Below are 12,077 nucleotides of genomic sequence, written 5' to 3'. Positions count from 1 at the left end.
CATGCAGTGGCTGAACAACGCATCGGCCAGAACACCCAAGTCACCTTGCACTTCGCACTGCGCCTGGAAAATGGCGACACGGTCGACAGCACTTTCGACAAGGCCCCGGCGACCTTCAAGGTCGGCGACGGCAACCTGCTGCCGGGTTTTGAAGCGGCTCTGTTCGGGTTCAAGGCCGGCGACAAGCGCACCCTGCAGATCCTGCCGGAAAACGCTTTTGGCCAGCCCAACCCGCAAAACCTGCAGATCATCCCGCGTTCGCAGTTCCAGGACATGGATCTGTCGGAAGGTTTGCTGGTGATCTTCAATGATGCAGCGAATACCGAATTGCCCGGTGTGGTCAAAACCTTCGATGACGCGCAAGTGACCATCGACTTCAACCACCCGTTGGCCGGTAAAACCTTGACGTTCGACGTTGAAATCATCGACGTTAAAGCGCTGTAACTAAATGTGGCAGGGGGCTTGCTCCCGACAGTGGTGGGTCAGGTATGAAAAAATTGACTGACGCACCGCCATCGGGAGCAAGCCCCCTCCCACCTTTGATCTCCACAGGCAGTTCGGCCAGCGTCAACACCTGACTCAAACTGGCTGCAAGACACGAGGCACAGCATGCAAATCAAACTCGCCAACCCCCGTGGCTTCTGTGCCGGCGTGGACCGGGCGATCGAAATCGTCAACCGCGCCCTGGAAGTCTTCGGGCCACCGATTTACGTGCGCCATGAGGTCGTCCACAACAAATTCGTGGTCGAAGACCTGCGCGCACGCGGTGCCATCTTTGTCGAAGAACTCGACCAGGTGCCGGACGACGTAATCGTCATCTTCAGCGCCCATGGCGTTTCCCAGGCCGTGCGCACGGAAGCTGCGGGCCGAGGCCTTAAAGTATTCGACGCCACCTGCCCGCTGGTCACCAAGGTGCACATCGAAGTGGCGCGCTACAGCCGCGACGGCCGTGAATGCATCCTGATCGGCCATGCCGGTCACCCGGAAGTCGAAGGCACCATGGGCCAGTATGACGCCACTAACGGCGGCGCCATCTATCTGGTGGAGGACGAAAAAGACGTCGCCACCCTGCAGGTGCACAATCCCGAGCGTTTGGCTTTCGTGACCCAGACTACCTTGTCCATGGACGACACCAGCCGTGTGATCGATGCCTTGCGCACCCGTTTCCCGGCCATTGGCGGCCCGCGCAAGGACGACATCTGCTACGCCACGCAGAACCGCCAGGATGCGGTCAAGCAACTGGCCGGCGAATGCGACGTGGTATTGGTGGTCGGCAGCCCCAACAGCTCAAACTCCAACCGCTTGCGTGAGCTGGCTGAGCGCATGGCGACACCGGCGTATCTGATCGACGGCGCCGAAGACCTGCAGCGCAGCTGGTTCGACGGTGTCGAGCGCATCGGCATCACCGCTGGCGCCTCGGCTCCGGAAGTGCTGGTGCGCGGTGTAATCCAGCAACTGCACGCCTGGGGCGCCACCGGTGCCGACGAGCTGGCCGGCCGTGAAGAAAACATCACTTTCTCCATGCCCAAGGAGCTGCGGGTTCGCTCGCTGCTCTGATTGCCAGGGTGCCGGAGCCACTCCGGCACAACGCCTGTTCGGCCCTGTCGCTGCGCAGGCTGATGCGTCCGCTGGGTGCCAGCACCACCTGATAAAGGCTCAACGCCTGATCCGCGTCGCACACATGCACAGTGCCCGCACGAAATCCCCCGCCGGCAAAGACCGGCTCGCCCATCCCACTGAAACGCACCTGGCTTCTAACCGGACTGTTACCTGCCATCGGCACGCGCGCGCCGTCCTGGCGTACCCGCAGCACTGGATTATCTTCGTCCTGATAGCCGCGTCCGCTCATGTCCACTACCACGCGCCATCCACGGCTCCAGTCGTCGTCCACGGCGTGAATGACCACCGGCCGATTTCGTGCGATGGCCTCGGTGCGCGCGTAACGCATGCCGCTGGCCAAGGATTGCGCGGCATCCTGGCGATGCCGGGACTCCAGCACACTCTTGAAACTCGGCACGGCCAAATGCGCCAAAATGCCGCTCATGATGAGCCCAAGCAGCAGCTCGATCAGGGTAAAGCCTCGCTGTGTCATAAGTCGTCCCTCCGTGGACGCGATGGATATTGAGGTTGCCTGTTCAGGTATAGCGCGCCAGTCCGTGCGCTGAATGATGGCCTTCATGTCCAAAGTATTTCCCTTTGTTCCGGCAGCGGCAGGGTTCGAAAAGCGCCGCTAGTCTTGGGTCGCATCGCAGGAGTTTCCTGCTTTTTTCGGCCCTCGACATGGATAACGACGGTAAATGCCTGACTGCCCAACCTCCTTTTGCCCCAAGTGCCAGGCGGGCATGACCTTGATCGAAGTGCTGGTGGCGATGCTCATACTCGCCGTCGGCCTGTTGGGCGCGGCGGTGGTCCAGCTCAACGCGCTCAAGTACACCGACAGCGCGCGCATGATCAGCCAGGCCAGCTTTATCGCCTACGACCTGCTCGACCGCATGCGCGCCAATGCCGGGGCTGATTACGCGTGGATGCGCACCGAGTACGCGCCACCGGCCAGCTCGAGCGCCAGTGTGCGTGACCTCGACTTGCATGATTTCGACGCCAACATCACCGGTTTTGCCGGTGAAAGCGGCAAGGGCTCGGTCGCCGTTCGCGGTAGCGAAGTGACCGTCAGTATCAGTTGGGATGACACGCGGGGCTCGAACATTCAGGGGGCACGGCAAACCTTCACCCTGACCAGCCGCATCACCGGCGATGCGGACGTTATCCGATGAATCGCGCTGTTCGAGGTTTCAGCCTGGTGGAAATGCTGCTGGCGTTGGCAGTCGGCCTGCTGCTGACCCTGGGCGTCAGCCATGTGGCGATCAGTGCTCGAGCGTCCCAGGCCAGCCAGCAGGCGGCAATGCTGCTGCAGGATGATGCACGCTTCGTGCTCGGCAAAATGATTCAGGATATTCGGCAGGTGGGCATGTTTGGCTGCCAGGCCACGGCGTTTATCGACAACGCGCCGGTGGCGTTTGATCGACCGATAAGCTGGAGCGCGACGGGAGGCTCGAAGTCGCTGACGTTGGTGACGGCCGATGTGGGAGAGGGCAACGGCCCGCCGGATTGGACGGTGCTGTCCGACTGTTCCGGCCATGCGCAAGCCTTTGCCGGTGTCCCCCCTTCGGCTGCCTCCGGGCAGATACGTTTTGCGATACGGCAATTGACCTACACCTTCGAGTCGGGCCAGTTGAAGGTCAGCACGCCGGCGGCCCCGGCAAAAACCGTGCTGGTGGATAACGTGCAGGCGTTCGACTTGAGCTTTGGCGTGGCCGCTCGATCCGAATCGCAGCCTGTGGTGCGTTATGAACAAAACCCGGCCGACGAGTCATTGATCCGCAGCGTGCGCATCCGCCTGACACTGCAGGACCCCACCGGGCGGGTGAAAGACCAGACCTACAGCGTCGTTGCGGCGTTGCGTAATCGGTTGGGGTAGGGTGGGTATGCGCGCAATTGATCATCGGCAGACGGGCATGGCGTTATTGATCAGTCTGGTGTTCCTGCTGCTGTTGTCACTGGCCGGCCTGTCGTCGATGCAGGGCGCTGTGTCCCAGCAGAAGAGCGCGGGGAGTGCGTGGCATCGCAATCAATCGCTGCAACGTGCCGAGAGCGGCCTGAGATTGGGCGAGTCGAGCCTGCGTCGAGCCGCTGCCGCATGGCCGTTGTGCTTATCGGTCACAGCCTGCTCGCCACCGGGGGAGTCGGCCTCAGTGGTGGAGCCTGGTGCCCACCCTGTTTCGGCAGTGAAGTGGCTCGCCATGCCGGACGGTTTTTATGGGATTCAGTCACTCGGGCCGACAGTGGGGCTGCCGCATCTGCCGCTGCAGGCCCCGGCGGCGCTGTATCGGATCACGTCCGTCGGGGTCAGCGGACAGGTCCGTACGGTGCTGGAGGCCATGTACGCGCAAGTGGGAGAGGGAGAGGACGCGCGGTATCGACGGGTTCTGTGGCGACAGTTGCATTAAAGGGGAGTGGTAATGAGCATGGAGAGCCGGGGGTTTACCCTGATCGAGTTACTGATCGCCGTGGCGATCATCGCGTTGCTGGCCGGTATCGCCTATCCCGGCTACACCGGTCATGTAAAAAAGGCCTACCGCACAGAAATCGTCGCATTGTTGACGGAGCAGGCGCAGCATCTGGAGCGCTTTTACAGCCGCAACGGCACCTTTATTGATGCGAGCGGCGTCAGCGAGGGCAATGATCGCTATAGAATCACGGCTGCACTGGATCTCCATGCATTCAGCCTGCTCGCGACGCCTGTCGCCGACTCGGTGATGGCGGCCGACCCCTGTGGGGCGTTCGGTCTCGCCAGCACTGGGGAACGCACCAACTCAGGGGCAGCTCCCGGCATATCGCGCAAAACATGCTGGGGGCAGTGATGAGCGTGCAGGAAGAATGGGCGCCGAGTGCGCCTTTCCCTTTTTATCGGCTGGATCAAATAATGGCTAAGCAACAGCAAGTGGTGATTGTCGGCGGCGGCGTAATCGGATTGCTGACGGCGTTCAACCTTGCCACTCAAGGGCGGGCGGTGGTTCTGCTGGACCGCTCGGGTCTGGGCCAGGAGTCCTCCTGGGCAGGTGGCGGGATTGTTTCGCCACTGTACCCTTGGCGCTACAGCCCGGCGGTCACTGCGCTGGCCCATTGGTCACAGGATTTTTATCCACAGCTGGCAGCGCAATTATTTGCCGCCACCGGCGTCGATCCAGAGGTGTACACCACCGGTTTGTACTGGCTGGACCTGGACGACGAAGACGCAGCACTGGCATGGGCTGCCCGCGAAGGGCGACCGTTGAGCAAAGTCGACGTTTCGGCGGCGCATGATGCGGTTCCCGTATTGGGCGGCAGCTACTCCCAGGCCATCTACATGGCAAACGTGGCCAATGTGCGCAATCCGCGCCTGGTCAAATCCCTCAAGGCTGCGTTGCTGGCCTTGCCGCAGGTGAGCATTCACGAGCGGTGCGAGGTCGACGGGTTCATTCTGCACGGTGACACCGTGGTGGGTGTGAACACGCCAGCGGGGCCGATCCTGGGTGATCAGGTGGTACTCGCGGCAGGCGCCTGGAGCGGGGAGCTACTGGGCAAACTGGGCTTGGCGCTGCCCGTGGAGCCGGTCAAGGGTCAGATGATTCTGTACAAATGTGCGCCTGATTTTCTATCGAGCATGGTGCTGGCCAAGGGGCGTTATGCGATTCCCCGGCGCGATGGTCACATTCTGATCGGGAGCACCCTTGAGCACGCAGGGTTCGACAAGACGCCAACCCGCTGCGCGCTGGACAGTCTCAAGGCGTCGGCCGTTGAGTTGATACCCGGTTTGGCGAATGTCGAGGTGGTGGGTCATTGGTCTGGTTTGCGTCCAGGCTCGCCGGAGGGCATTCCGTATATCGGCGAGGTGCCAGGCTTCAAGGGGCTGTGGCTCAACTGCGGGCATTACCGCAATGGCCTGGTGCTTGCCCCTGCCTCCTGCCAATTGTTCGCTGATTTGCTGCTTAAGCGGGCGCCGATCATCGACCCCGCACCCTATGCGCCCGCAGGTCGGCTCAACGCTGGATAGATTTCGGCCCCTGCTCCAGATGCGCCTGGGTGCAATACCAGTCCTGGCTCGAACTGATGGCGCGATCCTGCGGCAAATGCACGCCGCAGTGGGCGCAGCGCACCATCAGCGCCGCGCCGGGTTCGCCGGGACGTCGCTGCCGGGCTGCCGGGCTTTTGAACGTGCGCCATAACCATACCGCGGCAGCAATGACGGCAATCCAGAACAGTAGACGAACCATGATGGGCAGTTTCTCGACAGGGAATGCGGCAGTTTAGCCAAGTACGCGACGGGCGCACAGTGCATAAATAGGCGCCCATGAAAAAGGGAGCTCCCGAGAGCTCCCTTTTGCGTTGCGTTGGACGGGTCAGTCGAACACGCCGAAGGTCATGTAGCTGAACCACGAACGGTCCTGATTATTGCCAAGGGCCTGTGGCTCCTGCTCCTCGATCACGTCACCGTTCTCGTCATGGGGCTTGAGCTCGGAAGGAATGGCGTCCTTGGCGTCCTGGTACTGCTTGATCACGTCCTGGTTGGCGCGGGTTTCACCTGGCGGCAACGGTGGGCGGGAGTCGATCAGGCCCAGGGTGTACTTGCTCAGCCACGAACGGTTATCGGCTTCAGCCACCTGAGGCACGAACTGGCCGTCTTTCAGGCTTGGGTGATCAGGGTAGTTGAGCTTCAGGGTTTCCAGGCTGGTGTTGGCCAGTTCGTCCAGGTGCAGACGCTGGTAGGCCTCGGTCATTACCGCCAGGCCGTCACCCACCGAAGGGGTCTCCTGGAAGTTTTCCACTACATAACGGCCACGGTTGGCGGCCGCTACATAGGCCTGACGGGTCAGGTAGTAGTGGGCGACATGGATCTCGTAGGACGCCAGCAGGTTGCGCAGGTAGATCATGCGCTGCTTGGCGTCCGGCGCGTAGCGGCTGTTGGGGTAGCGGCTGGTCAGCTGGGCGAACTCGTTGTAGGAGTCGCGGGCAGCGCCGGGGTCACGCTTGGTCATGTCCAGCGGCAGGAAGCGCGCCAGCAGGCCTACGTCCTGGTCGAACGAGGTCAGGCCCTTGAGGTAGTAGGCGTAATCCACGTTCGGGTGCTGTGGATGCAGGCGGATGAACCGCTCTGCAGCGGACTTGGCAGCTTCCGGCTCGGCGTTCTTGTAGTTCGCGTAGATGAGCTCGAGCTGCGCCTGGTCGGCGTAGCGCCCGAACGGATAACGCGACTCCAGGGCCTTCAGCTTGGCTGTGGCACTGGTGTAGCTATTATTGTCCAGGTCTTTCTGAGCTTGCTGGTACAGCTCGACTTCGCTCAGGTTTTCGTCGACGACGTCCTTTGTTGACGAGCAAGCAGCAGTCATGGCGAGGATGGCGATCAGCAGCAGGTGTTTCACTTGCATGGCGGCTTGCGTCCCTATGACGGCCGCTGTCTTGGGCGGGGCCGTCCTGTTATGATGAGCGCCCCGTTGAAAGCCTCGGGGCAAAAGACGCCGTATTTAACCACAAGCGCGCAGCCGAAACCAAAGGCTGTGCCACGCCTAGTCTGAGCATGTCCGATAAAATTGAACTTCGCGCAGAGGTGCCGTCCGAATTGGGCGGCCAACGCCTCGATCAAGTCGCCGCACAATTATTCGCTGAGCACTCGCGCTCGCGCCTTTCCGCCTGGATCAAAGACGGCCGCCTGACTGTGGATGGAGCGGTTATCCGCCCGCGAGACATAGTCCATGGCGGTGCGATTCTTGAGCTGACTGCCGAGCAGGAAGCCCAGGGAGAATGGGTCGCCCAGGACATCGAGCTGGATATCGTCTATGAAGATGACGACATCCTGGTCATCAACAAACCCGCAGGCCTGGTGGTTCACCCGGCCGCCGGGCACGCTGATGGCACCTTGCTCAATGCCCTGCTGCACCACGTGCCGGACATCGTCAATGTCCCGCGCTGCGGCATCGTGCACCGCCTGGACAAGGACACCACCGGCCTGATGGTGGTGGCCAAGACCATCCAGGCGCAGACGCAGCTTGTTACTCAATTGCAGAGCCGCAGCGTCAGCCGGATCTACGAATGCATCGTGATCGGTGTGGTGGTAGCGGGCGGCAAGATCAACGCGCCCATCGGTCGCCACGGCCAGCAGCGCCAGCGCATGGCGGTCATGGAAGGCGGCAAGCAGGCCGTCAGCCACTACCGCGTGCTGGAGCGTTTCCGCTCCCACACCCATGTGCGGGTGAAGCTGGAAACCGGGCGTACCCACCAGATTCGCGTGCATATGGCCCATATTAACTTCCCGTTGGTCGGTGATCCGGCCTACGGTGGCCGCTTCCGCATCCCTCCGGCGGCGAGCCAGACCATGGTCGAATCGCTGAAAACCTTCCCGCGCCAGGCACTTCATGCTCGTTTCCTGGAACTGGATCATCCGACGAGCGGTAAGCGAATGAGCTGGGAATCGCCGCTTCCAGACGATCTGGTCTGGTTGTTGTCGCTGCTCAAGCAGGATCGCGAGGCCTTTGTCGGATGAGTGACTGGCTGATACCTGACTGGCCCGCGCCGTCTCAGGTTAAAGCCTGCGTCACTACCCGGGCGGGCGGCGTCAGTCTGGCGCCGTTCGACAGCCTCAATCTGGGCGATCATGTCGACGATGTTCTTGACGCCGTGCTGGAAAATCGCCGCCGCCTTACCGATGCCTTCGCTATCGAGCCGGCCTGGTTACGCCAGGTCCATGGGGTTACCGTGGTCGAGGCAGACCCGGGCCGCATTGTCGAGGCCGATGGCAGTTGGACCAGCACGCCGGGTATCGCCTGCACGGCCATGACCGCCGACTGCTTGCCGGCGTTGTTCTGCAATCGCGCCGGCACTCGGGTCGCGGCGGCCCACGCCGGCTGGCGTGGCCTGGCGGCTGGCGTGTTGGAAGCGGCGTTCGAAAGTCTGGCTGCCGAGCCGGCCGACGTATTGGTCTGGCTCGGCCCGGCGATTGGCCCGCAAGCCTTTGAAGTCGGCCCTGAAGTGCGTGAAGCCTTCATGCAGCAACTGCCGATCACCGAACGAGCCTTCGTGCCCAGTCGCAATCCCGGCAAGTTTATGGCCGACATCTACGAACTGGCCCGCCTGCGCCTCGCTGCGCGTGGCGTAACAACGGTTTACGGTGGCGGTTTCTGCACCGTGACCGACCCGCGTTTCTTCTCTTACCGCCGTAGTCCTCGCACCGGCCGATTTGCCTCCCTTATCTGGCTCGAACGCTAGACTCTCCTGATCCACGTCACGTGTCGCCTGCTTGAATCTTCCAGAATCCACCCCATCTATAAGGGTATCTGGCAGGTTTCTTCATTCAGGATGTGTTTACAGCTCCGGCCTGCTCAAAAGGAAGGTGACTAATGCGTATTGATCGTTTAACCAGCAAATTACAGTTGGCTTTATCGGACTCCCAATCCCTGGCGGTCGGCCTTGACCATCCGGCGATTGAGCCTGCTCATTTGATGCAGGCACTCCTGGAACAACAAGGTGGTTCTATCAAGCCCTTGTTGATGCAGGTGGGCTTTGACGTCAACAGCCTGCGCAAGGAGTTGAGCAAAGAGCTCGACCAACTGCCAAAAATCCAGAATCCCACTGGCGACGTGAACATGTCCCAGGACTTGGCGCGTCTGCTCAATCAGGCTGATCGTCTGGCCCAGCAGAAAGGCGACCAGTTCATCTCCAGCGAACTGGTGCTGCTCGCCGCCATGGACGAGAACAGCAAGCTCGGCAAGTTGTTGCTGGGGCAGGGCGTGAGCAAGAAGGCCCTTGAAAATGCCATCAACAACCTGCGTGGCGGTGACGCGGTCAACGACCCCAATCATGAGGAGTCGCGTCAGGCTCTGGACAAATACACTGTCGACCTGACCAAACGCGCCGAAGAGGGCAAGCTCGACCCGGTGATCGGCCGTGATGACGAGATCCGTCGCACCATTCAGGTCTTGCAACGCCGCACCAAGAACAACCCGGTGCTGATCGGCGAACCTGGCGTGGGTAAAACCGCGATTGCCGAAGGCCTGGCCCAGCGCATCATCAATGGTGAGGTGCCGGACGGCCTCAAGGGCAAACGGCTGTTGTCGCTGGACATGGGCTCGCTGATTGCCGGCGCCAAGTTCCGTGGCGAGTTCGAAGAGCGCCTGAAATCTCTGCTCAACGAACTGTCGAAGCAGGAAGGGCAGATCATTCTGTTTATCGACGAACTGCACACCATGGTCGGTGCCGGCAAAGGCGAGGGTTCCATGGACGCCGGCAACATGCTCAAGCCGGCGTTGGCGCGCGGCGAGTTGCACTGCGTCGGGGCGACCACGCTCAACGAATACCGTCAGTACATTGAAAAGGACGCGGCCCTTGAGCGGCGTTTTCAGAAAGTGCTGGTGGAGGAGCCGAGCGAAGAGGACACCATCGCAATCCTGCGTGGCCTTAAAGAGCGTTACGAGGTGCACCACAAGGTGGCGATCACCGACGGCGCGATCATTGCGGCGGCCAAGTTGAGCCATCGCTATATCACCGATCGGCAGTTGCCGGACAAGGCCATCGACCTGATCGACGAAGCGGCCAGCCGCATTCGCATGGAGATCGACTCCAAGCCGGAAGTACTCGACCGTCTGGACCGGCGCCTGATTCAACTGAAAGTCGAATCCCAGGCCCTGAAGAAAGAAGAAGACGACGCTGCGAAGAAACGTCTGGAAAAACTCCAAGAAGAAATCCAGCGTCTGGAACGCGAGTATTCGGACCTCGAAGAAATCTGGACCTCGGAAAAAGCCGAAGTGCAGGGCTCTGCGCAGATCCAGCAAAAGATCGAGCAGTCCCGTCAGGAACTGGAAGCCGCGCGCCGCAAAGGCGACCTGAACCGCATGGCCGAGCTGCAGTACGGGGTGATCCCGGACCTGGAGCGCAGCCTGCAGATGGTCGACCAGCACGGCAAGTCCGAGAATCAGTTGCTGCGCAGCAAGGTGACCGAGGAAGAAATCGCCGAAGTCGTCTCGAAGTGGACCGGTATCCCGGTGTCGAAAATGCTCGAAGGCGAGCGCGACAAGTTGCTGAAAATGGAGCACCTGTTGCACCAGCGTGTCATCGGTCAGGACGAGGCGGTGGTGGCGGTCTCCAACGCGGTACGGCGTTCGCGCGCCGGGTTGTCCGATCCGAACCGTCCGAGCGGCTCGTTCATGTTCCTGGGCCCGACCGGGGTGGGCAAGACCGAGCTGTGCAAGGCACTGGCGGAATTCCTGTTCGATACCGAAGAGGCCATGGTGCGTATCGACATGTCCGAGTTCATGGAGAAACATTCGGTGGCGCGCTTGATCGGCGCACCGCCAGGCTACGTTGGCTATGAAGAGGGCGGTTACCTGACCGAAGCCGTGCGGCGCAAGCCTTACTCGGTGATCCTGCTGGATGAGGTCGAGAAGGCGCATCCGGATGTGTTCAACATCCTGCTGCAGGTGCTCGAAGACGGTCGCCTGACCGACAGTCACGGGCGTACCGTGGACTTTCGCAACACGGTGATCGTGATGACCTCCAACCTGGGCTCGGCGCAGATCCAGGAATTGGTGGGCGATCGTGAAGCCCAGCGTGCGGCGGTCATGGATGCGTTGACCACACACTTCCGTCCGGAATTTATCAACCGGGTCGATGAAGTGGTGATCTTCGAGCCGTTGGCGCGGGATCAGATCGCAGGCATTACCGAGATCCAGTTGGGTCGCCTGCGCGGGCGTCTTGCCGAGCGAGAGCTGTCGCTTGAGCTGAGCCGAGAGGCGTTGGACAAGCTGATCGCGGTCGGTTACGACCCGGTGTATGGCGCGCGGCCGCTCAAGCGCGCCATACAGCGCTGGATCGAGAACCCGCTGGCGCAGTTGATCCTGTCGGGCAGCTTCATGCCGGGCACCAGCGTCGAGGCGACGGTGGAGAACGACGAAATCGTTTTCCATTAAGCCCGGCCTGTACGCAAATAAAGAGAGGCCCCGCATTGCGGGGCCTTTTTTTTCGATAGGGCGTTGAACTGTAAGGCAAAGGCTTGTAAAGTGCGCCCCGCAGCAATGTCAGCCCAAGGGTTTCTTCTCCCAAAGAAGAAATCAGAAAGAAGCGCAAATCCTTGTCTTGAAAGCAATTTAAAGGGTTGACAGGGTTTTTTAAGATTGTAGAATAGCGCGCCTCAGAGGCACTAACGTAGCGATACGGACGGGGCTGAAGAGGAAGTTACACCGCAGTAAAATTTGAAATATGCAGTTCCGTGATAGCTCAGTCGGTAGAGCAAATGACTGTTAATCATTGGGTCCCAGGTTCGAGTCCTGGTCACGGAGCCAATTTCAAACCGGGGTATAGCGCAGTCCGGTAGCGCGCCTGCTTTGGGAGCAGGATGTCGGGAGTTCGAATCCCCCTACCCCGACCATATTTGGGTCGTTAGCTCAGTTGGTAGAGCAGTTGGCTTTTAACCAATTGGTCGTAGGTTCGAATCCCACACGACCCACCATTTTTGAGACCAGTTAGCGCTGGAATCGAATCTTAAGATCAGAGGC

The 12,077-nt window shown here is 60.7% G+C and carries 13 protein-coding genes and 3 tRNA genes; 13 read left to right on the top strand and 3 right to left on the bottom strand.

The window, feature by feature from the left end; genetic code table 11:
- Positions 1–6: 6 nt before the first annotated feature.
- Together fkpB and ispH are read left to right on the top strand one after the other, a co-directional pair.
- Entirely contained in the window at positions 7–444 is a 438-nt protein-coding gene (fkpB, locus tag TU79_RS04975) for an FKBP-type peptidyl-prolyl cis-trans isomerase (protein WP_004372392.1), read from the top strand.
- 165 nt (positions 445–609) lie between these two features.
- On the top strand, positions 610–1,557 hold the full coding sequence (gene ispH, locus TU79_RS04970) for a 4-hydroxy-3-methylbut-2-enyl diphosphate reductase (RefSeq protein ID WP_057006974.1): 948 nt from the start codon (positions 610–612) through the stop codon (positions 1,555–1,557).
- On the opposite strand, the gene TU79_RS04965 is transcribed toward ispH, so the two are convergent.
- Positions 1,511–2,092 (bottom strand): GspH/FimT family pseudopilin, encoded by a 582-nt coding sequence (locus TU79_RS04965; RefSeq protein WP_057006973.1) that lies wholly within the window; start codon positions 2,090–2,092, stop codon positions 1,511–1,513. The genes ispH and TU79_RS04965 overlap by 47 nt on opposite strands.
- 205 nt (positions 2,093–2,297) lie before the next feature.
- Between TU79_RS04965 and pilV the strand changes: the two genes are divergently transcribed.
- The 5 genes from pilV to thiO all read left to right on the top strand — a co-directional run bounded on the left by pilV (position 2,298) and on the right by thiO (position 5,590).
- Complete coding sequence (gene pilV / locus TU79_RS04960; protein WP_173670265.1) at positions 2,298–2,771, top strand: type IV pilus modification protein PilV; 474 nt, start codon at positions 2,298–2,300, stop codon at positions 2,769–2,771.
- Positions 2,768–3,475: a PilW family protein gene (locus TU79_RS04955; protein ID WP_057006971.1), complete on the top strand. Its 708-nt coding sequence runs from the start codon at positions 2,768–2,770 to the stop codon at positions 3,473–3,475. The genes pilV and TU79_RS04955 overlap by 4 nt, the downstream gene beginning before the upstream one ends.
- Positions 3,476–3,482: 7 nt before the next feature.
- Positions 3,483–4,004, top strand: coding sequence for a PilX N-terminal domain-containing pilus assembly protein (locus tag TU79_RS04950; protein ID WP_057006970.1), 522 nt, complete (start codon positions 3,483–3,485; stop codon positions 4,002–4,004).
- A 12-nt stretch (positions 4,005–4,016) separates the two neighbouring features.
- Positions 4,017–4,418 carry a type IV pilin protein gene (locus TU79_RS04945; protein WP_057006969.1) on the top strand — a complete coding sequence of 134 codons (402 nt, stop codon included), beginning with the start codon at positions 4,017–4,019 and terminating at the stop codon, positions 4,416–4,418.
- A gap of 62 nt (positions 4,419–4,480) precedes the next feature.
- The gene (gene thiO / locus TU79_RS04940; protein ID WP_057006968.1) at positions 4,481–5,590 is read left to right on the top strand and encodes a glycine oxidase ThiO; all 1,110 of its coding nucleotides are present in this window, start codon (positions 4,481–4,483) and stop codon (positions 5,588–5,590) included.
- On the opposite strand, the gene TU79_RS04935 is transcribed toward thiO, so the two are convergent.
- Together TU79_RS04935 and TU79_RS04930 are read right to left on the bottom strand one after the other, a co-directional pair.
- The gene (locus TU79_RS04935; protein WP_057006967.1) at positions 5,577–5,810 is read right to left on the bottom strand and encodes a PP0621 family protein; all 234 of its coding nucleotides are present in this window, start codon (positions 5,808–5,810) and stop codon (positions 5,577–5,579) included. The genes thiO and TU79_RS04935 overlap by 14 nt on opposite strands.
- Positions 5,811–5,936: 126 nt before the next feature.
- Positions 5,937–6,962, bottom strand: a complete 1,026-nt coding sequence (locus TU79_RS04930; protein ID WP_004372374.1) for an outer membrane protein assembly factor BamD — start codon at positions 6,960–6,962, stop codon at positions 5,937–5,939.
- A gap of 149 nt (positions 6,963–7,111) precedes the next feature.
- Here TU79_RS04930 and rluD point away from each other — a divergent pair, with 149 nt between their 5' ends.
- From rluD to TU79_RS04900, 6 genes are all read left to right on the top strand, one after another.
- The gene (gene rluD / locus TU79_RS04925) at positions 7,112–8,074 is read left to right on the top strand and encodes a 23S rRNA pseudouridine(1911/1915/1917) synthase RluD (RefSeq protein ID WP_015371141.1); all 963 of its coding nucleotides are present in this window, start codon (positions 7,112–7,114) and stop codon (positions 8,072–8,074) included.
- Positions 8,071–8,796, top strand: a complete 726-nt coding sequence (gene pgeF, locus TU79_RS04920; RefSeq protein ID WP_057006966.1) for a peptidoglycan editing factor PgeF — start codon at positions 8,071–8,073, stop codon at positions 8,794–8,796. Before rluD ends, pgeF begins: the two co-directional genes overlap by 4 nt.
- 131 nt (positions 8,797–8,927) lie before the next feature.
- Positions 8,928–11,492, top strand: coding sequence for an ATP-dependent chaperone ClpB (clpB, locus tag TU79_RS04915; RefSeq protein ID WP_057006965.1), 2,565 nt, complete (start codon positions 8,928–8,930; stop codon positions 11,490–11,492).
- 296 nt (positions 11,493–11,788) lie between these two features.
- Positions 11,789–11,864: transfer RNA gene (locus TU79_RS04910), tRNA-Asn, on the top strand.
- 9 nt (positions 11,865–11,873) lie between these two features.
- Positions 11,874–11,950 (top strand) — tRNA-Pro (locus TU79_RS04905).
- 5 nt (positions 11,951–11,955) lie between these two features.
- Positions 11,956–12,031 (top strand) — tRNA-Lys (locus tag TU79_RS04900).
- Positions 12,032–12,077: the final 46 nt, after the last annotated feature.

Source organism: Pseudomonas trivialis, from assembly GCF_001439805.1.
GTDB lineage: Bacteria > Pseudomonadota > Gammaproteobacteria > Pseudomonadales > Pseudomonadaceae > Aquipseudomonas > Aquipseudomonas trivialis.
The sequence above is the reverse complement of the archived record's forward strand: the minus strand, read 5'-3'. Positions and strand labels throughout refer to the sequence as shown.